General features: G+C 67.0%; 17 protein-coding genes. 11 read left to right on the forward strand and 6 right to left on the reverse strand.

Features of this window, described 5'->3' with window-relative positions:
* Positions 1–39 precede the first annotated feature (39 nt).
* The gene (mdo, locus tag P3L18_RS22275; RefSeq protein WP_276115255.1) at positions 40–1,311 is read right to left on the reverse strand and encodes an NDMA-dependent methanol dehydrogenase; all 1,272 of its coding nucleotides are present in this window, start codon (positions 1,309–1,311) and stop codon (positions 40–42) included.
* A 279-nt stretch (positions 1,312–1,590) separates the two neighbouring features.
* Here mdo and P3L18_RS22280 point away from each other — a divergent pair, with 279 nt between their 5' ends.
* Positions 1,591–2,544: an L-lactate dehydrogenase gene (locus P3L18_RS22280; protein ID WP_276115256.1), complete on the forward strand. Its 954-nt coding sequence runs from the start codon at positions 1,591–1,593 to the stop codon at positions 2,542–2,544.
* A 31-nt stretch (positions 2,545–2,575) separates the two neighbouring features.
* On the opposite strand, the gene P3L18_RS22285 is transcribed toward P3L18_RS22280, so the two are convergent.
* The 4 genes from P3L18_RS22285 to P3L18_RS22300 all read right to left on the reverse strand — a co-directional run bounded on the left by P3L18_RS22285 (position 2,576) and on the right by P3L18_RS22300 (position 5,597).
* Positions 2,576–3,037, reverse strand: a complete 462-nt coding sequence (locus P3L18_RS22285) for a hypothetical protein (protein WP_276115257.1) — start codon at positions 3,035–3,037, stop codon at positions 2,576–2,578.
* A gap of 75 nt (positions 3,038–3,112) precedes the next feature.
* Entirely contained in the window at positions 3,113–4,681 is a 1,569-nt protein-coding gene (locus P3L18_RS22290) for an amino acid permease (protein ID WP_276115258.1), read from the reverse strand.
* Positions 4,682–4,815: 134 nt separating this feature from the next.
* Positions 4,816–5,136, reverse strand: a complete 321-nt coding sequence (locus tag P3L18_RS22295) for a transcriptional regulator (RefSeq protein WP_276115259.1) — start codon at positions 5,134–5,136, stop codon at positions 4,816–4,818.
* Positions 5,133–5,597, reverse strand: coding sequence for a hypothetical protein (locus P3L18_RS22300; protein ID WP_079928952.1), 465 nt, complete (start codon positions 5,595–5,597; stop codon positions 5,133–5,135). Before P3L18_RS22300 ends, P3L18_RS22295 begins: the two co-directional genes overlap by 4 nt.
* Before the next feature lie 141 nt (positions 5,598–5,738).
* Here P3L18_RS22300 and P3L18_RS22305 point away from each other — a divergent pair, with 141 nt between their 5' ends.
* A complete protein-coding gene (locus P3L18_RS22305) occupies positions 5,739–6,581 on the forward strand; it encodes a DUF2786 domain-containing protein (RefSeq protein ID WP_079928953.1) in 843 nt (280 codons plus the stop codon).
* 4 nt (positions 6,582–6,585) lie between these two features.
* On the opposite strand, the gene P3L18_RS22310 is transcribed toward P3L18_RS22305, so the two are convergent.
* Positions 6,586–7,539: a hypothetical protein gene (locus tag P3L18_RS22310; protein ID WP_276115260.1), complete on the reverse strand. Its 954-nt coding sequence runs from the start codon at positions 7,537–7,539 to the stop codon at positions 6,586–6,588.
* Between the two features lie 75 nt (positions 7,540–7,614).
* Between P3L18_RS22310 and P3L18_RS22315 the strand changes: the two genes are divergently transcribed.
* The 9 genes from P3L18_RS22315 (at position 7,615) to P3L18_RS22355 (ending at position 24,115) form a co-directional block, all read left to right on the forward strand.
* Positions 7,615–8,142, forward strand: coding sequence for a TIGR04338 family metallohydrolase (locus tag P3L18_RS22315; RefSeq protein WP_079928955.1), 528 nt, complete (start codon positions 7,615–7,617; stop codon positions 8,140–8,142).
* 9 nt (positions 8,143–8,151) lie between these two features.
* The gene (locus P3L18_RS22320) at positions 8,152–8,892 is read left to right on the forward strand and encodes a tyrosine-protein phosphatase (RefSeq protein ID WP_079928956.1); all 741 of its coding nucleotides are present in this window, start codon (positions 8,152–8,154) and stop codon (positions 8,890–8,892) included.
* A gap of 109 nt (positions 8,893–9,001) precedes the next feature.
* A complete protein-coding gene (locus P3L18_RS22325) occupies positions 9,002–9,922 on the forward strand; it encodes a LysR family transcriptional regulator (protein ID WP_079928961.1) in 921 nt (306 codons plus the stop codon).
* 86 nt (positions 9,923–10,008) lie between these two features.
* A complete protein-coding gene (locus P3L18_RS22330; protein ID WP_276115261.1) occupies positions 10,009–11,610 on the forward strand; it encodes an AMP-dependent synthetase/ligase in 1,602 nt (533 codons plus the stop codon).
* 185 nt (positions 11,611–11,795) lie between these two features.
* Complete coding sequence (locus P3L18_RS22335) at positions 11,796–13,031, forward strand: NAD(P)/FAD-dependent oxidoreductase (RefSeq protein ID WP_079928958.1); 1,236 nt, start codon at positions 11,796–11,798, stop codon at positions 13,029–13,031.
* A complete protein-coding gene (locus tag P3L18_RS22340) occupies positions 13,028–13,639 on the forward strand; it encodes a GDSL-type esterase/lipase family protein (RefSeq protein ID WP_079928959.1) in 612 nt (203 codons plus the stop codon). The genes P3L18_RS22335 and P3L18_RS22340 overlap by 4 nt, the downstream gene beginning before the upstream one ends.
* 68 nt (positions 13,640–13,707) lie before the next feature.
* A complete protein-coding gene (locus tag P3L18_RS22345; RefSeq protein WP_276115263.1) occupies positions 13,708–20,385 on the forward strand; it encodes a type I polyketide synthase in 6,678 nt (2,225 codons plus the stop codon).
* Entirely contained in the window at positions 20,382–22,550 is a 2,169-nt protein-coding gene (locus P3L18_RS22350; RefSeq protein ID WP_276115264.1) for a beta-ketoacyl synthase, read from the forward strand. The genes P3L18_RS22345 and P3L18_RS22350 overlap by 4 nt, the downstream gene beginning before the upstream one ends.
* Positions 22,547–24,115, forward strand: a complete 1,569-nt coding sequence (locus tag P3L18_RS22355) for a PfaD family polyunsaturated fatty acid/polyketide biosynthesis protein (protein ID WP_276115265.1) — start codon at positions 22,547–22,549, stop codon at positions 24,113–24,115. Before P3L18_RS22350 ends, P3L18_RS22355 begins: the two co-directional genes overlap by 4 nt.
* The last annotated feature ends 30 nt before the right edge of the window (positions 24,116–24,145 follow it).

A 24,145-nucleotide genomic window follows, 5' to 3' on the forward strand; every position in this document is an offset into this window, starting at 1 on the left:
TTGCTCAGGCTCCCGGTCTGTGTGGCCGGCGACCGACGGTCAGTAGCTCCCCGTCATGGCGTGGGTGACCATCGGGATCAGCGACTCGACGGTGCACTCGCGCGGGTTGCCGGGTGTGCACCAGTCGTCCATCATGTGCTCGGCGATCGCCCGGATCTGCTTGTCGGAGGTGTCCATCGTGTCGCCGCGACCCTCGTACTTGCCGGTGTTCATCCGGTTCTTCTCGTAGCTGCCGACGCTGAGTTGGCCGAAATTGTCTGGGATGCCAAGGTCTTTGGAGAGCCGGATGGCCTCTTCGACGGCGGCGTCGGCGGCCTGCACCGTGGTCATGTTGGTGGTGTCGACGCCGAGCAGCGCGGCGATGTCGGCGTACCGCTCGTAGCGACTCGGCAGGTTGTACTCCCAGACGCGCGGCAACGCGATAGCGTTGTTGAGTCCGTGGTGGCTGTCGTAGAACGCCGAAACCGCATGTGAGAGCGAATGGATCAGCCCGAGACCGCCGGAGTTGAACGCCTGTGCCGCAATGTATTGCGCGTGCATCATGCCGGTCCGTGCTTCGAGATTGCGGGGCTCGTAGACGGCGGTGCGCAGGTGATCGCGAATGAGCTCGATGGAGTACTTGGCGTTGCCCAGCGACGGCGCGAAGTCCAGCCGCGAGACGTACGGTTCGGAGGCGTGTGCCAGCACGTCGAAACCGCAGAACGCGGTGAAATGCTCGGGGCAGCTGTAGTAGAGCAGCGGATCGTCCATGGCCAGATCGACCAGACAAGTGTCGTCGAAGGCCACCCACTTGTGCGGCTTGTTCATGTCGGAGGTGTCGGTGATGACATAGGCCCACGAGGTCTCCGACCCGGTGCCCGCGGTGGTGGAGACCGCGATGTGCTTGGGGTTCTCCTTGTTGGTGGCCTTCGAGAAGCCCTCGAACTCGTTGATGTTGCGGCCGTCGTGCGCGATGACCATCCGGGCACCCTTGGCGGCATCGTGACTCGAGCCGCCGCCGACGGAGATGATGCCGTCGCACTTCTCGCTCTGATAGAGCGCCGCGGCGTCCATGCAGTTGTAGTCCTTGGGGTTCGACTCGACCTTGTCGTAGAGGACGACGTCGACTCCTTGGTATTCGATCTTGCCGATGAGTTCTTCGATGATCCCGGACCCACGCAGACCAGTGGTCATCAGCAGGACACGGCTCATACCGAGGTTCTTGGCCTCGACTCCGAGCATGTCGTGGGCGCCGACGCCGAGTTTCGCGTTGGGGAAGGGATGGAAATCCTTGATCGGGAAGTCCCAGATCTGGTTCAGCTCGATGGCCATGACGGTCGATCTCCTTGCGTCGCTGTGGGGTGACACTTTCGAGGATGTCGTCGGCATCACACCTCACACAAGAACACCTGAACACATAATCAGATGTTCAGTCCAGCAGGTGAGTGGAGAACTGGCCGGACGGACAGGGCGAGCCAGCTGTCGTGGGTGAGTGACCTGCCGACGGGGTGAAGAGCCGATGACGGGTGTGGGCGTTGCACGGCGGCGTCGGGGCCGATGGGATAGGACTGGACACGTACGTTGCCGGGCCCGATCGACGCGGAGGTAGTGATGAACACACGAGGTACCAAGCTGGCGGTCATCGGGGCAGGCGCGGTGGGGACGGCGGTCGCCTACGCGTCGTTGATCCGCGGCGTGGCACGCACCATCGCGCTGATGGACATCAACACCGCCAAGGTCACCGCCGAGGTTCTGGACATGTCGCACGGACTCGAATTCGTCCCGCGCACCGACATCATCGGCGGCGACGCCATGGACGTCGTCGCCGACTCCGACGTCGTGGTGTTCACCGCGGGTGCGAAGCAGAAGCCCGGACAGTCGCGGCTCGAACTCGCCGAGGCGACCATCGGTCTGACGCGGGCGATCCTGCCCAAGGCCGTGGAGGCCGCGCCGAACGCGGTGTTCATCATGGTGACCAATCCGGTCGACATCGTCACCAATGCGGCCCTGAAGATCAGTGGGCTGCCCAACAATCAGTTGTTCGGGTCGGGCACGGTACTGGACTCGTCGCGCCTGCGGTTCCTCATCGCCCAGCACGCCGGAGTGGCCGTGCAGAACGTGCACGCCTACATCGCCGGCGAGCACGGCGATTCGGAGATCCCCCTGTGGAGTTCGGCGGCCATCGGTGGCGTCCCGCTGAGGGAATGGAAGCCGCTACCGGGCTACGAGCCGATCGATGAGGAGGTGCGTCGGCGCATCGCGCACGAGGTGGTGCACGCCGCGTACAAGATCATCGACGGCAAGGGTGCCACCAACTACGCGATCGGCCTGGCCACCACCCGCATCGTCGAGGCGGTGCTCAACAACGAACACCGGGTGCTGCCGGTGTCGACGCTGGCGACCGGATTCGAGGGACTCGACGACGTGTGCCTGTCGCTGCCGTCGCTGGTGGATCGCACCGGATGTGCGCAACGCCTCGACGTCAGCGTCGACGACACCGAGCGTGCGGGCCTGATGGCCTCGGCGGACACCCTGCGGAACATGCAGAAGCAGTTCGGTTTGTGACGGTCGCCGATCGGAAACGGCCAGACCGCGCTCAGGCGAGCGCGGTCTGGATGGCGTTCTGGTAGCGCTTCTGCTGGTCGGCGGAGGTGCCGGCGGGGAAGTCGACGACGACGTTGAGGACCTGGAACGACTGCAGGTGCGCGCCGAGATAGATCTCCGCGCGCCCGGTGGTCTGGAACTGCATCAGGGTGAACTGATCGGTGGCCAGGGCCGAGGTACACCCCGCGCCCGGGCAGACCTGTGCGGTCACATTGTGCTGATTGGTGACGGGTAGTCCCTGCCTCGACACCTCGTCGGCGGTGTTGGTGAGCGTGCGGGGATTGACGTTGTTGTCGACACTGCGCGAGGCGGTGTCGGCGCCCGTCGGGTCGTCAGGGCGCGCGCACGCCGCGGGTAGCAGGGCGCCGCAGCAGATCGCCAGCACGGCCACCGCACGCCGTATCGTCATCGACCCCATGTCGTGCTCCCGTCGTCGCATGCCTGTCTCGGCCACGACGTTACTGGTGCGGCGACGACGGACGGTCGGCGCCCGGGCCGGGCGCCCGGATTGTCGGGGCGGGTGGCCCGGTCAGGTCTCCTGCAGGAGGACCGGATCGGCGGTGACCTGTGTCACCGGTCCGGTGAACCACTTCTTGACCGACAGGTGCCAGTACACGTACAGCGCGACGAGGGCGCCGCCGACCAGCAGCGGCGTGTAGTTGACGTACTTCCATGCGAATCCCGGATCCCACGGCATGCCGCCCAACGACGTCGGGAACATGGCGATGATCGAGGTCAACACGATCTCGGCGAGTGCCAGCGGGGCGATCCACTTGTACTTCGAGCCCAGTGTCCACGAACCGGATTCGAAGGAATCACCTGCGCGCCAACGGAAATAGATGGGCACCGCGAAACACAGATACAGCCCGACGACGCCGATCGAGACCACCGCGAAGAACGCGACCGGGACCGGTGCACCGTTGATGTCGACGGCGACGAGGGCCGGAAGTGTGATGATCGCGGCCACCGCGGCGGTCACGATGACGGCGTATGCGGGAATCCCCTTGGCGTTCACCTGCTTCCAGATCCGGTGGCCGGGAACGGCGCCGTCGCGGCTGAAGGCGAACATCATCCGCGACGCACTCGTCTGGCAGGCGGCCGTGCAGAACAACTGGCCCGCGGTGGAGATCAGCAACACCACACCCGCCCACCGGGAGGTGAGGGCCTGGGTGAAGATCGTCGCCACCGCGCCGCCGCTCTTGGACACCCCGTCGGCGTCCTGTACCGCGAAGAGAAAGCTGAGCAACAGAATCCAGCCGCCGATCGCCGAATAGGCGATCGAGCGCCAGATGCCTTTGGCCGCAGCACCGGCGGCGCCCTTGGTCTCCTCGGAGATGTGGGCCGACGCGTCGTAGCCGGTGATCGTGTACTGCGTCAGGATCGCCGAGATCGGCAGGACGTACAGGATGAATCCGGCGTGTGAGGTGGCACCGCCGAAGATCCCGGAATTGTTGACGGTGCGGGCGAACACGTCGGAGAACGACGCGTGCTGATCCGGCACCAGGAAGAGGATGAGAATCACTGCCGCGGCACCGAAGACGTGCCACCACACCGACACGTTGTTGATCATCGACAGCAGATGCCCGGAGAAGATGTTGATCAGTGCCGCGGCGATGAGAATGATGACGAAGATGATGAACACCCGGGTGAGACTGTAACCGGCCAACCATGATTCGCTGAATGTGCCGATGGTGAGGTCGACGAAGGTCGCTGCGCCGTAGGCCACCGAGGCGAGGATGGCGACCAGACCGATGAGGTTGAGCCAACCGGTGTAGAAGCCGGCCTTGGAGCCGCCGAGTTTGGACGCCCACCAATAGATTCCGCCGGAGGTCGGATACGCCGAGACGAGTTCGGCCATGCAGAAGCCGATGAGCAGGATGAACACCGACACGATGGGCCAGCCCCATGCGATCGCCGCGGGGCCGCCGTTGTTCCAGCCCAACCCGAACGAGGTGAAACATCCGGACAGGATCGAGATGATGGAGAACGAGATCGCGAAGTTGGAAAAGCCCGACCACGAACGGTGCAGCTCCTGGGTGTAGCCGAGCCGGGCGAGGTGGGCCTCGTCCTCGTTGAGAATTTCGTGCCCTTCGGGCATGGCGCGCCTCCATCGTCTCGGCCGAGAGGTGAAGCGCCGTTGCTGCACTGGTGATCAGTGCAGACGATAAGCCCGGGAGTCGAGTACCGCTGCCCGATATCCGATAGATCCGATTTGCCGTTTATGGGGGAGACTCACCTGTCGGGTTCGGCGAGGGGGTCGGCACGCGGCTGGTCGACGATTGCGCGGAGTGCGGCGACGTGCCCGTCGAACGCCTCGCGTCCGGTCGGGGTGAGCCGGGCGCGCACAGTACGGCGTCGCCCCGTCGACGGTCGCTCGGTGCTGACGTAACCGGCTGACTCGAGAGTGGTGAGTTGTTTGGACAGTGCCGAATCTGACAGTGCCAGAAGCTCTTTCAGGTAGGAGAACTCGGCCCAGTCGGTGGCCGCGAGGGTCGCGACGAGGGACAGTCGGGTGCTGGGGTGGATGATCTCGTCGAAGCGTGGCACGGTCACGGCAACACCCGGTGACGGATCGTGGTGAAGATGGTGTTGCCGCCGAAGCCGATTGCGGCACCGACGATCACCGCGGCCCAGGTGGCGGCATGGGTGGCGCCGTCGGCGTCGAGGCCGAATCCGAGGCCGATGGTGCATGCCACGGCGACGAGCAGGATGGCGATGACGATCAGCGGAATGCGGCGGTCGGTGACGGAGCGGCGCAGTTGCACGGTGCGTCGCGCGCGTCGGCCGTCGAGCAGGCGGGAGGCGGCGATGGAGTGTCCCACGGCGAAGGCCACGGTGGCGACGGTGGCTACCCACACCGGGGAGAAGTCGGTCAGGATGCCGAGGACGATCCATCCGAGTCCCATGATCGACCAATAGATCTGCGGCAGGCCGACCTCGTCGGCGACGCGCCGACGAGCGGAATCGACGTCGGTGAGTGCAGCTCGTGCCTGCTCGGGAGTGATGTCGGACATGGCGGCCTGCTTTCGCTCATGGGTTTCCTGCCTGGAAAGTAGTTTCCACTTTCCTACTGGGAAAGTCAATGGGTGACCGACTCGACCGAAAAAACTCGGCGCCGAGTGGAACCGATCGGCCGTCGAAATAGTCTGATTCATATGCGCGACGACAAACTGCTCACCCGAATCGCGGGGCTCCTGCGGCAGGCGGAGAACACCGACAACCCACACGAGGCCGAGACGTTCATGGCTGCCGCACAGCGGCTGGCCACCGCCTCGGCGATCGACCTGGCGCTGGCGCGGGCCCACGACCCGGCCGCCCGAACCACGACCCCGATCTCGCGGCAGATCGCCATCGGCGAGACCGGCAAACGCGGACTGAAGACCTACGTGCAGTTGTTCGTGGCGATCGCGCGGGCCAACGATGTCACCGTAGACGTCGCCGGCAACTCGACGTTCGTCCTCGCGTACGGTTTCGAATCCGACATCGACACGTGTGAGGCCCTGTATACGTCCCTGGTGGTGCAGATGGTGACGGCCAGTGATGCCTACCTCCGCTCGGGCGACTACCGCAACGAGACGTCGGCCCGGGTGGTGCGGCGCGGTCAGGGCTGGCACACGCGGAAGGTGGTGGAGCGAAAGCCCTTGGCCCCCATCACCGCGCGGCTCAATTTCCAGTCGGCGTTCGCCGAGCGGATCGGCGTCAGGTTGGCGCAGGCGCGTGACGAACAGCGACAGGAGGCGATCGCCGCCGACGCGGAGTCGACGCCCCCGGGTGACGGCCGACCGTCGACGTCGACGGCCATCGTGTTGCGTAACAAGGAGATCGAGGTCACCGACTTCTACAAGAGTGCGTCCCAGGCGCGCGGCACGTGGCGTCCCACGAGTGCCTCGGCCGGATACTCCGAGGGCGCTCGGCGCGCCGGAGACCGAGCGGGACGGCGCGCCAAGATCGGCGCCGACCCCGAATTCGGGGCACCCCGAGGAGCTCTCGAACGATGACGCGTCACGGATGTCGATCTTCGGCTGCCGCCGGCTGATCGGGCAGGGCGAAGGGGCTCGGTGGCACGGGCACGGGGACGGGGACTCCGGTGAACGTTCCGACGCGTCTGCCCCAGACGCCGTCGTCGGTCGCGACGGCGTGCACGACGGTGGCGCTCACGACGAGGATCGCGGCGTAGAAATACAGCCAACTGATCGCGAGGAACACCATGCCCAGCGTGCCGAACCGATTGACTGTTGCGGGGACGGTCTCGGGCAACACGATTCGGCTGCCGATGAGGTACACCGTGATCAGCGCGCCGGTGAGGGCGCCGTTGACCGCGAGCAGACGCATCGGCACCTGATGCGACACCATCAGGCGCGGCACCACGGTCCACAGCGCCCACCACGTCACGAAGCTGGCGAGGACCACGATCGTCAGACCGAGCGGCCCGACACCGTGATAACGGACTCCGAAGATGCTGATGTCGCCGAGCGGGGTGATCAGACCCTGCACCATCACCGCGACCGGAATGAGGAAGATCACCGCGACCCACCGCCACCAGCCACGCCACGAGAGTTTGTTCACCCGGAAGGTTTGCATGTACATCCGCCCCAGAGCCCGGGCCAGCGACGTCGCACCGGCGATCGTCATCAGCGCGCCGATGACACCGAATGCGGTGGTCGTCGAGGTCGACAGAGAAGCATCGAGGCGAGTGGGGTTGACGCCCAGGTTGTTCAGGGCTTCGTCGAGATAGGTGCGCCCGACCGGCAGGGTGGTCAGCAGGATGACGATCGGCAGCACCGACGTGAACGCCTGCGCCGACAGCGTCATCGACCGATCCGACAGGCTCGCCGTCGCCAGCTCGCGCGTGATCCGCAGGATCACCGACGCGCCGGGCAGTGCGAGGGCCCGATCGGTGAGGTCGCCGGCACGCCCACGCCATCGCTCGTCGCGGCCGGACACCCCTGGCTTCATCGGCCGTCCTCCCTCATGTCGTGGCTGTGGAGATCGTAACCGTCGGCGTGCGGGGGTCCGGTTAGCATCGAGTCGATGACTGCGCGTGATTCGGGTCGGTCCCGACTGTATGAGGCCGAGCGGCTGGTGCACCGGATGTTCGATCGGGTGGGCTCGGCCCGAACCGTGCAGATCGCCGGCACCGAGCTGACCCTGCCCGCCGAGGCGCTGTTCTCCTCGGTGGAGTCGGTGCGCTCCTACGTCGAGCGGGTGTTGGCGATGAACTCGGTGCGACAACGCTTTCCGCGCGCATCGGAGCCGGTGACGGTCCGGGCCAGGGGAGGATACCGGGCGGCGGAATACCGGCGCGACATCGGTGAGATCGCCATCCCGGACTCCCGGGAAGGGCGCTGGGCGCTCCGGGAATTGGTCATCCTGCACGAGGTGGCACATCACCTCGACGACGCGACCGGACCGGCGCATGGCCGGGGTTTCGTGGTCACCCTCACCGACCTCGTCGGTGGGGTCCTCGGGCCGGAGGCGGCCTTCGTCTTTCGCGTGGTGCTGACCGACTCGGGTGTCGGCGCAGGACGCCGGAACGACAGCCCGCGGCGCATGCCTTAGCGTGAGTTCATGACGGTTTCTTCTCCCGGTCGGATCGAGCTGCCCGGTTCCTTCAACGTGCGCGACGTCGGGGGTCTGCCCACCGCTGACGGCCGCACGGTCAATGGCGGACTGTTGTTCCGCTCGGCGCATCTCGGCCGGCTCGACGACGCCGGCCGGGCAGCGTTGGACAGTCTCGGCGTCGACACGGTCATCGACCTGCGGTCGGGCCGAGAGTGTGAGGCAGAGGGCGCCGACGCGCTGCCCGATCACATCGAGGGGCTGGTTCTGCCGTTCCATCAGAATCCGGTCATCCCGACGTCGTCGCGGACCTTCTCGGCCGATGCTGCGCGCGAGCACCTGATCGAGGTCTACGGCACATACCCGACACTCGAGGGGGCCGGGCGGGCGATCCGAACGATCATCGGATCGGTCGCGCTCGGACGAACTGTCCTGGTGCACTGTTCGGCGGGCAAGGACCGCACCGGGTGGGCGGTGGCTGCCGCATTGCGTGCAGCGGGTGTCGTCGAGGACGCCATCGAATCCGACTACCTGCGCAGTAATGACGCGGTCGAGGATCTGCGGGCGATGCTCGCGCGCCGGTATCCCGACGCGGACATCCCCGCCGATTATCTGGGTGTGCGCACCGACTATCTGCGTGCGGCCGACGAGGCGATGATCGCCGCACATGGTGATCCGGCGGGCTACCTGGCTGCCTGTGGCGTCGACGCAGACACGCTCGGGCGGTATCGGGAGCGCGTGGTCATGTGACCTGAACCACGCGATATCCACCAGCTGTTGTGGCCTGCTGTTCACCGCACGTTACTACCTCTCGCTACGGTTGATCCGAATCGACTCCGGACACGTGAGGGGTGGCATCGTGGAGTTCAGACACCTGGCCTCGTTCATCGCCATCGCCGAAGAACTCCACTTCGGCAAAGCGGCAGCGCGCCTTCATCTCACGCAACCCTCACTGAGCGCTCAGCTCCAGAAACTGGAGAAGTCTCTGGGGGTGCAGCTCGTCGTTCGAAACTCGCACGAGGTCCGACTGACCTCCGCGGGCGAGGACTTCGAGGCGCACGCGCGACTCATCATGCGGCAGATGGAGCAGGCGGCCAGCTCGGCGCAGTCGACCGCGGCCGGACTGTGCGGCTCGTTGAACGTCGGCTACAACATGCCCGCGGGTCGCTACATCCTCCCGTACGCGATGGCACGGATGAGCAGGGAGCACCCCGACATCTCGATCTCGCTGTGGGAAAAGCGAACCGGGCCCCAACTCGCCGGTCTCGTGGACCGGTCGCTCGATCTGGCGCTGGCCTATGGGCGTCCGCACGGGGCGCACTTCCGGCACCGCCGACTTCTTGCGAACATCCCGATCGTGGCCATCGTCGGCCGCAGCCACCGCTGGGCCGGCCGCAAGGTGGTCCGCTTCTCCGATCTGGCCGGCGAACAGTGTTTGATGTTCGGCCGTGACCAGACCCCGGCGATGTACGACGCGATCTTCAATGCGGCCGCGGATTGCGGCATCGAGGTCAGCGTCGCCCAGTCGGCCGACGATCCGGGTGCCACCGCCCACATGGTCACCGCCAAACCCCTCGTGGGGTTCGCGTCGTTGCCTCGTGCTGTTGCGGTCGGGCTCGGTGCCACCGGACCGGACCCCGTTGCGGTGAAACTGGTCGATCCGGTTCCGGTGCTCGACCTGTATGCGGTGTGGCGTGCGGAGGAGACGAACGCTGCAGTGGCACATTTTCTGGATTGCATCGAGGTGAACGGTCCCGAAGAGCACCGCATGGTGGGCTGAATTCGTCCACGACGATAGGCGATTTCGTTCGCGCGGTAGCTGTTTGGCCGTTGCCCCACCGTCGGGATACGACGAAAATCGGTGGTATGAAACCTATTTCGTTCACCGGCCCGGGACTCGAATTACCCGACCCGTGCTCGTTGTATCCGATGGTCGCCAAGGTGTCCAGCCGTGGTCTGGATCAGCTGTCACTCGGTGACGGCCGGCGTCGTCACAGTCGCGCAGAAGTGATTGCCGACGTGGAGCGCGTCGCGAGCGCGCTGTTGCATTGCGGTGTCGGAGCGGGTGATCGGGTTGCGGTGCTGGGACGCACGGGACTCGACTGGGCGATCATCGATCTGGCGGTGCTCGCTGTCGGAGGCGTGATCGTGCCGATCTACCCCACTTCGTCGGCAGCGCAGATCGCGCACATCGTTGCCGACTCGGGGGCGACCGCGTTCTTCGGCGAGACCGACGACGATCTCGAACGGCTCAGGGTTGCCGGCGCCGGGCAACCGTGGCTGTTCGCCGAGGTCTCCGCCTGGAAGCCCACGCGGCATCCCGAACTGCTCGAACGGATCGGTGCGGTGCGCGCCGACGACCTCGCGATGATCGTCTACACCTCCGGGACCACGGGCGCGCCCAAGGGCGCAATGATCACACACCGAAACATGTATGCCTCCGCGGCAAACACCGTCAAGCAGACCGAGGGCATCTTCGACGGCGTGACCGCACTCGGACTCCCGCTGTCCCACGTATTCGGCCAGACGATCCTGTTCGCGTGTCTACTCGCGGGCACCTCGACTCATCTGTTTCCCGGAATTCCGCAACTGATCGCCGGGCTCGACTCGATTCGGCCCGATTTTCTCGCTCTCGTACCGTATGCGCTGGAGAAGATGCGCAAGGCCGACAACGGTACCCCGTCGACCGACCGATGGGGTTCTCGTTTGCGCTTCGTGATCTCCGGAGGTGCCTCGCTCGACGAGTCCACGGCGCGATTCTTCGCGCAGCACGGAGTCACGATACTCAACTGTTACGGCATGACCGAGGCGGCCACCGCTGTCACGGTCAGCGCACCGTCGACCAACAGGATCGGTACGGTGGGTCGCCCGATCCCCGGCACCGAGGTGGCGATCGCCGACGACGGCGAGGTGCTGGTTCGTGGCGCGAATGTGAGTCCCGGGTATTGGGGGTCGGCATCGGTGCAGCACATGGTGGATTCCGAGAAGTGGTTGCACACAGGTGATCTGGGTCGAATCGATGATGGCTATCTGCAGATCACGGGTCGGCGCAAGGAAATCCTGGTGACCTCCGGTGGCAAGAATGTTGCACCGACGGTCCTCGAGGACCGGGTCCGGCTGCATCGGCTCGTCAGCAATTGCATCGTGATCGGCGACGGCAAACCGTTCGTGACCGCTTTGATCACGCTCGACACCGCTGCGCACGAACGCTGGTGCGCGGCCACCGGCAGCGGTCCGGGCCTCGACGACGACGATCTGCGCGTCGAGCTGCAGCAGGGTGTCGACGACGCCAACTCGTTGGTGTCGCGGGCCGAGGCGATCCGTGGCTTTCTGGTCGTACCCGGTGATTTCACCGTGGAATCCGGTCTGCTGACGTCCTCGCTCAAGCTTCGGCGGGCGGCGATCGAGGCCGCGTACTCCGACGCCGTCGACGCCCTGTACGGGACGGCCACCGGACGGACGGCCTGACCGTCCGTGGTCGGGGCCACCGGGTGTCCTCCGAGGGAACGATAGAGCGCAGCAATGGTGCGATGGGCAAGCGTTGTTCGTCCGGGCCTGCCCATTCCGCCGGAGGCATGCTGTGGGCATCACCCTACCGGCCTGGACCGAACGAGCCGAGGGCGACCAAAACCGAACAGCGAAAGGACTTTCCGATGTATGACGTCATTGTGGTAGGCGCCCGGGCGGCAGGTGCACCCCTCGCGATGCTGCTCGCTCGCCGTGGGTTCCGCGTGCTGGCGGTCGACCGGGCCCGTTTTCCGAGCGACACGATCTCGACCCATTACATTCACCAGGCCGGACTGGCACGTCTGCGTGACTGGGATCTGCTGGATACGTTGGTGGCCACGGGATGTCCGCCGGTCCGTCATCTCAACTTCACCTACACCGACATCACTCTCGCCGGTTTCGCCGACCCGATCAGCGGGATCGACGCCGTGTACTGTCCGCGTCGCACCGTTCTCGACGAGATACTCGTCGACGCGGCACGACGCTCCGGCGCGGAGGTGATGGAGGGATTCACCGTCACCGACCTCCTCGAGGAGAACGACTCGGTGGCCGGAATCCGTGGCCGCGACGGTGACGGGCGATCCGTCGAGTTCCGGGCGCCATTGGTGATCGGCGCCGACGGAGCGGGATCGACCGTGGCCAAACTGGTTGGCGCACAGATGTACAAGCACGCTCCTGCCGGATGTTTCATCTTCTACTCCTACTACAGCGGCCTGGACTGGGGCATGCAGCACCGGACCGGATTCGGCGAGCAGCAGTTCGGGTCGTGGCCCACCAACGACGGTCTCTCGCTGGTCGCGGTGATGCGCCGCCGCGACCGATTCCGGGACTTCCGTGCCGATCCCGATGCCGGTGTGCAGGAGATCGTCGATGCGGTTGACCCGGTGTACGGCGAACAACTGCGCGAGAACGGTGAGCGAGCCGAGCCTTTCCGGCCGATGCTGTACCCCGACAACTACTTCCGTCGTTCCCACGGACCCGGATGGGCGTTGGTCGGCGACGCCGGTTACCACAAGGATCCATTCACCGGTCTCGGTATCACCGACGCGTTCAAGAACGCGGAACTGCTCGCCGATCGGATCACCGAGGGCTTCGGTGGCGCGCGGCCGATGGCCGAGGCGCTCGAATCGTACGAACTCGAACGTGATGCCGCGAGCGTGCACAGCTTCGATTTCACCGTCGCCATCTCCGACCTCTCCCTGACGCCGTACCACGACTCGGTGTTCCGCGCCGCCAGCCACAGTCCTCGGTACACCAAGAAGTTCTTCGGCCACATCGGTGGCGGGATCTCCGCGGAAGAGTTCTTCGATCCGGAGGCACTCGCGGAGCTGTACCGCGAGGTGGACCTGCCCGAGGCCGACCGGCATCTGGTGCCGGCATGAGTGGCGCTGGTGTGGTGACCCTCGGCGACAGTTTCGTCGAGGGGCGAGGAGATCTGCGCGGCAACCTTTTCCACGGTTGGGTCCCGAGATTCGCGGGGCAATTGGGGGTACCGGCATCGCGTGTGCTCAACCTGGGTGCCCACCAGGCGACCACCACCACGGTGCTCGACGAGCAACTCGGGCATGCGGTGCGCCAACTCGCCACCCATGCCGCCGTCGTCGGGGTGGTGGTGGGTGTCAACGATCTCGTCAGCGACTACGACCCGCGACGGTTCGAACACAACCTGCAGACGATCTTCACTCGCCTCGCCGCGACGCGAGCTGTGGTGTTCACCGCCAACTATCCGGATATTCCTGCGCGACTGCCGGTACCCGACCGATTCCGGGACCTGCTGCGTGCCCGCTTCGCCGAGGCCAATCATCTGTTGGCCGGTGTCGCCGCGACAACCGGTACGGAGTTGATCGATCTCGCCGCCGACAGCGCGTGGACCCGTGCGGAGATGTGGAGTCCCGATGGGCTGCATCCGAGCCCACGCGGGCACGCCGACTTTGCCGAACAGGCCGTCGCGGCGGTGTCGGCGCGTACCGGCACGATCGTCGCCGCCTGACCAACCCGCACCGCGCATGCCCCGGCGTGCGCGCGTTGACCTGCACTCACTTTCGCCAAGGAGAACCCGTGACCACCGTGCCTTCCGCCGATGTCGGCGCGCCCACCGGCGCCGACACCGATCGTCATGTCCAGCGCAGACTCGCGCGCAATCCCATCGCCATCGTCGGTATGTCCGGGCTGTTGCCGCAGGCGGCCGATCTGGGCCAGTACTGGCAGAACATCGTCGACGGCGTCGACTGCACCACCGAGGTGCCGGACTCACGGTGGAGCCTCGACGACTACTTCGATGCCGATCCGTCCGCTCCGGACAAGACCTATTCGCGACGCGGGGCCTTCTTGCCGGATGTTGCATTCGATCCGTTGGAGTTCGGGCTGCCCCCCAATCAGCTCGAGGTCACCAGCACCATGCAAACGCTGAGTCTCGGTGTGGCGCGCGATCTTCTGCTCGATGCGGGCGCGCCCGGCTCCGAGTGGTACGACCCGAGCCGTACCGGTGTGGTGCTCGGCACCACCGGGCCCGTTCCGCTGATGCATCCCTTGGCCGCACGGTTGTCCACCCCGGTGCTCAGAGAGGTGGCGCGTAGTTGCGGGATCTCCGACGACGATGCCGATCGTCTTGCCGAGAAGTTCACCGCGGCGTTCGCGCCGTGGGAGGAGAATTCGTTCCCGGGGCTGCTCGCCAATGTGGTGGCCGGGCGTATCGCCAACCGGCTCGGTCTCGGCGGAATGAACTGTACCGTCGACGCCGCATGCGCTGCGTCTCTCGCCGCGATCCGTACCGCGGTGGCCGAATTGGTCGACGGACGCGCGGACACCATGATCACCGGTGGCGTCGACACCGAGAACTCCATCTTCATCTACATGTGTTTCAGCAAGGTCGGCGCGCTGTCGAAGACCGACGCGATCAAGCCCTTCTCCGACAACGCCGACGGCACCCTGCTCGGCGAGGGCATCACCATGCTGGCGCTGCGCCGGCTGTCCGACGCGCAGCGCGATGGCAACCGGATCTACGCCGTCATCCGTGGTCTGGGGTCCTCCAGCGACGGCCGGTCCAAGAGCATCTACGCCCCGCGCGCCGAGGGACAACTCGTCGCATTGCGGCGCGCGTACGCCGATGCCGAATGCTCGCCGACGTCGGTGGAGCTGTTCGAGGCGCATGCCACCGGAACCGCGGTCGGGGACCGCACCGAACTCACCGCTCTCGGCGAGCTTCTCGCCGACGGGTCGGAGACCCGGTTCGCCGCCGTCGGAAGCGTGAAATCGCAGATCGGCCACACCAAGGGGGCAGCGGGCACCGCGAGTGTGATGAAACTGGCTCTCGGACTGCATCATCGGGTGTTGCCGGGAACCATCAACGTTGCCGCACCGAACGCCGCGATCACCGCCGACAGCCCCTACTACGTCAACACACGTACCCGGCCGTGGATTCGTGACCCCCACCGGCCGGTACGGCGTGCGGCCGCATCGGCGATGGGGTTCGGTGGCACCAACTTCCACGTCGTACTCGAGGAGGCACCCGGTTCGCTCGGCGCGACCCGACCACTGCACTCGGTGGCTCGCGCACACCTGTGGCATGCGCCGGACGTGGCCACCTTGATCGACCGGGTGCGCACCGAGTCGCCGGTGGACGGTGACGTCCCGGCGGACGAGGTACGCGTGGGTTTCGTCTCGTCCGACGACGCGAACGCCGAGTATCTGCGGGAGGTGACCGTCGAGCAACTCATCGCGCAGCCCGGCGCGTCGTCGTGGCGGCACCCGGAGGGGATCTACTACGCCGCCGCGGCGATGCCCGACCTGCGGGTGGCCGCGCTGTTCGCCGGTCAGGGCAGTCAGTACGTGGACATGGGTATCACCGCGGCACTCAACGTGCCCACGCTCGCCCGTGCCTTCGATGATGCCAATGCCGTCTTCGCCGGCGCTTCGACGAGACTGGGCTCGGTGGTGTATCCGCCGCCGGCGTTCACCGACGAGGACCGGGAGGCGCAGGAAATCATGTTGCGTCGCACGGAATTCGCGCAGCCCGCCATCGGTGCCCTCGCTGCGGGGCAGTTCGGGTTCCTGGCCGAGCTCGGTCTGTCCGTCACCGACTTCGCGGGACACAGTTTTGGTGAACTCACCGCGCTGTGGGCGTCGGGATCGTTGAGCGACAACGATTTCCATGCACTCGCGCGCGCCCGTGGAGCGGCGATGGCACCGTCCGGCGACGGCGATCGAGGAACCATGCTCGCCGTTCCGACCGACCGCGACCGGGTGGAGGAGATGCTCGACGGTCGTGACGACATCTGGCTCTGTAACCACAACGCACCCGACCAGGTGGTCGTCGGAGGCGGCACGGACGCGGTCGAGCGCTTTGCCGCCGACGCGCGCGATGCGGGTCTCAACCTTCGGCAGTTGCCGGTGTCGGCGGCCTTCCACACCCCCTACGTCGACCATGCGGTCGATGCCTTTCGCCCGGCGGCCGAGGCTGCGACGATCGGTGCTCCACACGGAGTTGTGTACGCCAATTCGCCTGGCGCGCACTACGGGGATGACATCGAACACAACCGCGACACCCTGGTCGGCCAGTTGCGCCGGCCGGTCGAGTTCGCCGCGGCGTTGTCGGCGATGGCCGACGCGGGGTGCAATGTCTTCGTCGAGTTCGGCCCCAAGAAGGTGCTCACGTCACTGGTCGACCGCACTCTCGACGACGTTGTCGCGATACCCACCGACGCGGGTCCGCTCGGTGACAGTGACGTGGCACTCAAGCGTGCCGCTGTTCACCTCGCGGTGCTGGGTGCACCCCTGACCGGTATCAACCGTTACGCCTCCGATCCGGTGGCGCCGCGACCGTCGACGGGCATGACGGTCACCCTGTCGGCGCCGGAATACGTTCCCGCCGTGCGCAAGCAGGCTTATAAAGATGCGCTCCAGGACGGCTTTCGCATCGGTGCCCAACCAACAGCGGCCCAGTCAGCGGCAGCACAGTCGACGGCGGGCCGTCCGAACGGAACCGCCGTCGACGTCTCGTCACAAGCGCCGCCGATCGCTGCCACCACGCTCGCACAACCCACAGAGAGTGACATGACCATGGAGATCCCCTCTGCCCCCGACGTCACCGTCAATCCGACACGGCCTGCCGCCGAGAAGGTCGCAGCCCCGGCGGGTGACCTCGGTGCGCTCCTGGCCGATCACCTGCACACCCACCGCGGCTATCTGGAAGGGCAGCTGACCCTGGCTCGCGAACTGGCGCAGGCGGTTGCGCAACCCCACGCCGACCCGGCGACGCTCGCCGCGATCGGCGCGGTCAGCACGCACGGAATTGCCATCAGCGAGGGGCACATTCGTGCCAGCGAGGTCATTGCCGAGATCGTCGCGCTGGACCAGGGGGCCGCGCCGACCGTTCCGATGCGCACCTCGCCCGCACCGTCGATGGACATCATGCGGGAGGAGTCGAGCCCGGCGGCCCTCGCCCCGTCGGCGGTGCAACCGACTGTGTCGCAGGCGCAGGGTCTCCGGACCACCGACGCGCCGTCCGTCGGTTCACCGGCCGGCCCCGAGGAGGCGCCCCCTGAACGGACCTCGCCGGAGCCGACCTCGCCGGAGCCGACCTCGCCCGAGCCCACCTCGCCCGACCAGGCTGCTGTGCAGACCGCGGTGACCGCCGACGATGTGCGGTCGGCGCTGCGGGAGGTGGTGGCCGAGCGGACCGGGTATCCGGTGGACATGGTGGATCCGGCAATGGATCTCGAAGCCGATCTCGGGGTGGATTCGATCAAGCGGGTGCAAGTTCTCGGGGAGGTGCAGGCGCGGTTCCCGCAGCTGCCGAGCTTGGGTCCGGAACAACTCGGTACGGCCCGCTCCCTCGATCAGATCGTTGCGCTCCTCGCGGTGGACGCGGCGACCGCGGCGGCGCCGGATCATCCGGTCCCGACGCCACCGATGGCGCAGGAGGATTCGGCCGAAACGACCGTGGTGACCGCCGACGATGTGCGGTCGGCGCTGCGGGAGGTGGTTGCCGAGCGGACCGGGTATCCGGTGGACATGGTGGATCCGGCAATGGATCTCGAAGCCGATCTCGGGGTGGATTCGATCAAGCGGGTGCAAGTTCTCGGGGAGGTGCAGGCGCGGTTCCCGCAGCTGCCGAGCTTGGGTCCGGAACAACTCGGTACGGCCCGCTCCCTCGATCAGATCGTCGCGCTGCTGACCACCGGTGGTGATGCCGACCCAAAAGGTGAGGCCCCGCGTGACGGGGCACCGACGTCGGACCCCGCTGTTCGGCGTCACTTCATTGCGACGGCGGAGCTGCCGCCGATCGATCGCGCCGTCCGCCCATTCGGCGATCAGCCCGTCGCCGTGGTCCTCGGCATCGGGGTCTTCGACGACCGGGCGCCAGCCATCGCCGAGGCATTGCGGGCCGACGGCTGGCGGGTCGCCGAGTCGGCCCGACCGTTCGTCGACGCCCCCGACGCCCCCGACGCCCCCGACGCCACCGACCACTCGGGCGCCCCGAGCGACGATTCGGTGGTGCGGGAACCGATGGACCTGTGCGTGATGGTGTTCCCCACCGGGACCGATGAGGATGCGTCGGCGATGGGTGGACTGGCCGAGACGGCCGCCCGGCTCGAGGAGGCGATTCTCGCCGCCGGCACCGTGGTGGAGGGGCTCGTCACACAGGCCGAGCGCACCGGACGTCGTGCCGGGCTGGTGACCGTCACCGCGGTGGACGGTCACCTCGGGCTCGCATCGGCCGACGTGCTGCGCGGCTGCGGCCCACTTCCGGACGCGGTGTCGGCGAGTGTCGCCGGAGTCGGCGGTCTGGTGAAAACGGTTGCGGCCGAACATCCTGCGCTCTTCGTCCGGGCGCTCGACGTGGATGAGCGGCTCGACGCGCAGGGGTGTGCGAGACACGTGCTGGCCGAGATCACCGACGGCGCGACCGACGTCGTCGAGGTGGGGATCGACGCAGCGGGGCGGCGGCGCACCCTGGTGCCGCACCGGGGCCACCACCGACACTCGTCGACGCCGATCGCGGAGAACCCGGAGGTCGATCAGCTCACGGCCGACGACGTGGTGGTGGTCAGTGGTGGTGCACGTGGCATCACCGCGCTGTGTGTCGAGGCGCTCGCCGAACGCTGCGACGCACGGTTCGTCCTGATGGGCCGCACCCCCTTCGCGGACGAACCAGAATGGGCGCGGGGTGTCGCCGACACCGGGCTGCGTGCCGCAGCCATCGCTGCAATGGCCTCCTCTCGTCCGACACCGGCCGAGATCGGGAGGTCCTGTGCCGCAGTGCTGGCCGGACGTGAGATCGCCGCGCTCCTGCGCCGACTCGGCACCGACGGCTCGTCGCCTCGGGTGCGCTACGTCAGTGCCGACATCGCCGATGCGGAGTCGGTTTCCGCCGCACTGGCCCCGCTCCGAGCGGAGATCACCGCTGTCGTGCACGGTGCGGGAGTGCTCGCCGATGCACCTCTGATGTCGAAGACACGCGACCAGATCCGCTCGGTGTTCGCGCCGAAACTCCTCGGTCTCGGTGCCCTCCTCGATGCGCTGGGTGCCGATGCCGACGACTCACCACTGCGGAGCCTGGTGCTGTTCACCTCGGTCGCGGGCCTGTACGGCAATGCCGGACAGGCCGACTACGCCGTGGCGAACGAGGCGCTGGTGCGCTTCGCCGCGCGGTGGAAGGCTCGCCACCCCGACCGTCACGTGACCGCGATCGACTGGGGAGCGTGGGACGCCGGGATGGTCGACGAGACGCTTCGTGCCCACTTCGTGGCGCGTGGGGTGACCCTACTACCGCCGGAGGTCGGCGTGCGTGCCTTCACCGAACAGTACGGGCAGCACCGACGCGACGACACCGCGGTCCTCGTCGGGGAAGACGCATCCCTCTGCCCCACAATCGAACCCGACCGGTCGGTGGAGGTCGTTCGTTCGCTCACCGAACTCGCGCGGCAGCCTGTGCTGCTGGCACACCGCATCGGTGCGCATCCGGTTCTGCCTGCGACCTTCGCCATCGGTGCGATGATCGGCGTGGCCGAACGAAGTGCGCCGGGACGGACAATCCGCCGCGTCGAGGGATTCGAGGTGTTGCGCGGCATCGTGTTCGACGATGCTCCACTCGAGGCGCCGAACGTCGAGATCGTTCCCGCACAGGGCCGGCTCGTCGCATCGATCACCACCGCCGCCGACCGAGGCCCGGTACCGCGGTATCGGGCGAACCTCTTCGATTCGGCACCCGGACCGGACCTATCGGTCGTGGCCTTGCCCGACGACTTCGGCACAGGGGCCTCGGGCAACGAATTATATTGCGATGCAATCCAATTCCACGGGCCCGCGCTGCAGGGCATGCGGCAGATCTGGCGGCCGTCCCCGGACACGGTGATCGTCGAGTGCTCACGTCCGCAACCGGTCGATCCACCGGACGATTCGGTGATCATCGACGCCTACCGAGGTGCTCTGCACGATCCCGTACTCGCCGATCTGGTGCTGCAGGTACCGCCGGTGCTGGGCCATCAACTCCGTGGTGGGGCCTGGTTGCCGCTCGGAGTGGGTGCGTGGACCCACCTCCACCCACTGCCCGATACCGACCCGTTCCTGGTGGTCGCCGGCCACCCGAGGGTCGCCGACACCCAGGTGATCTGTGACGTCACCGTCTACGACACCGCACACACGATGCTCGCGCACCTCGGTGACGTCACGGTGGTCACCACCGCCGATCTCTCCGACAAGTTCAGTGACTCAGTGAGGCAATGGAATCCATGACCACTTTTGACGAGACCACTTTTGACGAGACCACTCTTCATGAGACCACGGTCGACCAGACCGATTTCGACGACAGCACATTCGACGACGACGCCGCTCTCGACCTGATCGCCTTTGACGGCCCGGTGTTCGACCCGTTCTCCGGTGGTTCGCCGCAGGCGCCGAGGGACGCCGAACCGGTCGAGCCGGTACCCGCCCGGGTCGCCCCGATCCCCGCGGCCCGTACCGGTCCGGCGGGGGGAGCGGGCCCGGTGGGTGCGCCGGGGCTGATGACGGGTTCGGTCGCCGACCTCGCCGCCGGGGTGCTCTCGGCACATCGCGCGGCCCTACGGGCACAGACGGCATTGCAGCGCGCCCTCGTCGATCGCGCACTGTCCGGACATCGATTCTCGCGCAGTGCTTCTGAACCACCGTCGCCGGCGTCGGGCGACACACACGGGTCGGGTGGCAACCATCGGGCGGGAGCACTCACGAGTGCGCCGGAAGGCGCGTTCAAGCCTCTCACCCGTCCCTCGGCGACAACCCTGCGTCCCGGCGAACTGCCCGCACTGCTCTCGCGGGCCGGATACCCCGGACCGGTGGCCGTCGACGTCGTCACCGACATCTCCGTGCGTGGTGGCTCCCGCGGCCTGGGCGCCCTGAGTGCCACACCGGCCCGCCGAGCCGCGCCGCAGGATGCGGTGAAGGTCGCGGCGGTGATCTTCGCGGCTCTCGTCGGATTGCCGGACTGCCTGCCGAACCCGACCGCTCACGTCGCCCTGAGGTCGTCGCACGATCTCCCCGCCGGGCCCTTCCGGCTCGAGATCCGCGAGATCGATCTGCTTCCGCGCCCACATCTCGTGGCCGAGGTCGTGGCGGCTGACGCCGGGGTGACCGACGCCGGGGTGACCGATAACGGAGTGGCCCAGGACGATCACGGTCAGGTCGAGGTCCTTCTCCGCGAGGGCCCCGGAACCCACGTCGGTCCCCGAGCCGGTGGCGGTGCGCCGTCCCCGTCGGCCCGGACCAGTCGGGACGGTCGTCATGTCCTGCTCAACGAATTCCACATGGCGCACCTGTCGCGTGGGGACCAGGCACTCGCGCTCGGTCCCGAGTTCGGCGTGTACACCGGCCGTCGCGCCACCCGATTGCCCACCGGGGGTCTGCTGCTGGTCGACCGGGTCGTCGACTACTCGGGAAATGAGAACAGCAGGCAAACAGCGGAATTCGGTCCTGCGGCGTATAACACCGAGTACGACGCGCCGGCCGACTCGTGGTATTTCGCCGACACGGCCAACGAGTCGATGCCGCATTTCGTCTTCATGGAGACGTCCCTGCAGGCGGCCCTGTTGATGGGGTACTACGCCGGGCCGACGCTCGTCGACCCACACGCAACCGCCAGTCTGCGCAATCTCGGTGGGACCGCGACACTGCACCGTCAGGTCGACCTCCGCGACAAGACGATCTGTCAACACTCGCGATTGCTGTCCACCACGATCCTGCCCGGATCGTCGTTGCAGACCTTCGATTACACGCTGAGCGTCGACGGCGAAACCCTCTACAGCGGCGAGACGCTGTTCGGCTACTTCAGCGACGAGGCGCTGGCCACCCAGACCGGGCTCGATGCCGGCATCACTCGTCCCAGCTGGATTGCCGCGCAACAGGTCCGGCCGCGCACCCGGCGCATCGACATTGCCGCGCGCCGCGGCGCCACCGACCGGATGCCGCGTTCGGTGGGCAAGCTCGCCCTGCTCGACTGGGTCGACGTCGTCGACGGCGGCGGCGAATTCGGCCTGGGCTGTCTTCACCTGATCCGGCCGATCGACCCCCACGATTGGTACTTCGAGCGGCACTTCCACCTCGATCCGGTGATTCCCGGATCACTCGGAGTGGAGACGGTCGTCCAGGCCGTTCAGGAATGGATGATCGACGCCGGCCACGGGAGCGATTACGCAGAACCCGGATTCGCCATCCCCACCGGAGTCGCGTTCGGCTGGAAGTACCGCGGACAGTTCCTGCCTTCCGACGAACACTGCGAGGTGGAGGTGCACATCAAATCGGTGCACGTCGGTGAGCACGCGGTGGTGGTCGTCGTCGACGCCTCCCTGTGGAAACCGGGATTGCGCATCTACGAACTGACCGATCTCGGAATCGAACTCCATGACCGAAAGGCCATCCAGCGATGACCCTCACCACACATTCCGGCGTGCCGTCGGGCACCGACGGCACCATCGCCCACACCACGGCGACGATCCGAGCCGTTCTGCACGACCTCGAGCAGCCGTGCCGGATCGTGCGGGGTACGCGCGGCCTCGGTGCGACATCGGCCGCGACAGACGCGCAGGTGCTGGCAGCGGTGCCGCCACTGCCGCCGCAGATGCTGGGGGACAGCGAGTTCCGACGATTCCACGGCGTGCGGTCGGCATACGCGGCGGGGTCGATGGCCAACGGGATCTCCTCGGTGTCCATGGTGGTGGCGATGTCGCGCGCCGGTTATCTCGCCTCGTACGGCGCGGCCGGCGTGCTGCCGCGACGCGTGGACGCCGCGCTGGCCGAGTTGTCGGCAACCCTCGGTGACTCTCCCTACGCGTGCAACCTGATCCACAGCCCCAGCGAGCCGGCTCTGGAGGACGCCATCGTCGATGCCTGCCTGCGACACGGGGTGCGCTGCGTCGAGGCGTCGGCATTCATGTCGCTGACCCCGGCGATCCTCCGGTACCGATTGGCCGGACTCCACCTCGGCCCCGACGGGGTGACGCCACGACATCGTCTGATCGCCAAGGTCTCCCGCTCGGAGGTCGCCGAATTGTTTCTCCGTCCGGCGCCACCGACGATGATCGACGCCCTCGTCGCCGACGGCCACATCACGGCCGAACAGGGGCAGTGGGCGCGGCGCATCCCGGTCGCCGACGACATCACCGCCGAGGCCGACTCCGGCGGACACACCGATCGTCGGCCGCTACCGGTATTGCTGCCCGACCTCATCGCGACTCGGGATCGCGTGGCATCGGAGTTCCCCGCCGCCGCCTCGGTCCGAGTGGGTGCCGCAGGCGGGCTCGGAACCCCGACCGCGCTGGCCGGCGCGTTCGCGATGGGTGCAGCCTACGTCGTGACCGGATCGATCAACCAGGCATGCGTCGAAGCCGACCAATCGGCAACGGCCAAGCGTTTTCTCGGCACCGCCGATGTGGCCGATGTGGCGATGGCCGCCTCATCGGACATGTTCGAGATGGGCGTGCAGGTGCAGGTCCTGCGCCGCGGAACGATGTTCGCGGCCCGGGCCAACCGGCTCTTCGAGTTCTATCGTGACCATGACGGGATCGAGTCGATGCCGCCCGAGACACGCCGGGAGATCGAGGAGACCATTCTCCGACGCCCGTGTGACGAGGTGTGGGCAGAGTGCGTCGACTACTTCACGCAACGAGATCCACGCCAACTCGCCGGCGCCGCAGACGACCCGAAACTACGGATGGCGCTGATCTTCCGCTGGTATCTGGGACTGTCGTCGGGCTGGGCGATCCGTGGCGACGCCGAGCGGGTCGCCGACTATCAGATCTGGTGCGGTCCGGCGCTCGGGGCGTTCAATCGCTGGGTGGCCGACACCCGGCTCCGTGATGTCGGGGAACGGAGGGTCGCCGAGGTGGCCGCAGAGCTGATGCGGGGCACCGCGATCGTCACGCGGGTGGCGGCGCTGCGCACCGCCGGGGTACGGCTGCCCGGATCGGTGACGGCGGTACGGCCGCAGGTGTGAGGCGTCGCCGCACTCGCGGTGACATCGCTG

This window comes from Gordonia sp. N1V (assembly GCF_029269935.1).
Taxonomy (GTDB): Bacteria; Actinomycetota; Actinomycetes; order Mycobacteriales; family Mycobacteriaceae; genus Gordonia; species Gordonia polyisoprenivorans.

Bases quoted from the DNA above. Each gene is read 5' to 3' on its own strand.
- P3L18_RS22290 (WP_276115258.1), bottom strand. From the start codon at position 4,681: ATGCCCGAAGGGCACGAAATTCTCAACGAGGACGAGGCCCACCTCGCC.
- P3L18_RS22340 (WP_079928959.1), top strand. From the start codon at position 13,028: ATGAGTGGCGCTGGTGTGGTGACCCTCGGCGACAGTTTCGTCGAGGGG.
- P3L18_RS22280 (WP_276115256.1), top strand. From the start codon at position 1,591: ATGAACACACGAGGTACCAAGCTGGCGGTCATCGGGGCAGGCGCGGTG.
- P3L18_RS22350 (WP_276115264.1), top strand. From the start codon at position 20,382: ATGACCACTTTTGACGAGACCACTTTTGACGAGACCACTCTTCATGAG.
- P3L18_RS22335 (WP_079928958.1), top strand. From the start codon at position 11,796: ATGTATGACGTCATTGTGGTAGGCGCCCGGGCGGCAGGTGCACCCCTC.
- P3L18_RS22310 (WP_276115260.1), bottom strand. From the start codon at position 7,539: ATGAAGCCAGGGGTGTCCGGCCGCGACGAGCGATGGCGTGGGCGTGCC.
- P3L18_RS22305 (WP_079928953.1), top strand. From the start codon at position 5,739: ATGCGCGACGACAAACTGCTCACCCGAATCGCGGGGCTCCTGCGGCAG.
- P3L18_RS22315 (WP_079928955.1), top strand. From the start codon at position 7,615: ATGACTGCGCGTGATTCGGGTCGGTCCCGACTGTATGAGGCCGAGCGG.
- P3L18_RS22300 (WP_079928952.1), bottom strand. From the start codon at position 5,597: ATGTCCGACATCACTCCCGAGCAGGCACGAGCTGCACTCACCGACGTC.
- mdo (WP_276115255.1), bottom strand. From the start codon at position 1,311: ATGGCCATCGAGCTGAACCAGATCTGGGACTTCCCGATCAAGGATTTC.
- P3L18_RS22330 (WP_276115261.1), top strand. From the start codon at position 10,009: ATGAAACCTATTTCGTTCACCGGCCCGGGACTCGAATTACCCGACCCG.
- P3L18_RS22355 (WP_276115265.1), top strand. From the start codon at position 22,547: ATGACCCTCACCACACATTCCGGCGTGCCGTCGGGCACCGACGGCACC.
- P3L18_RS22320 (WP_079928956.1), top strand. From the start codon at position 8,152: ATGACGGTTTCTTCTCCCGGTCGGATCGAGCTGCCCGGTTCCTTCAAC.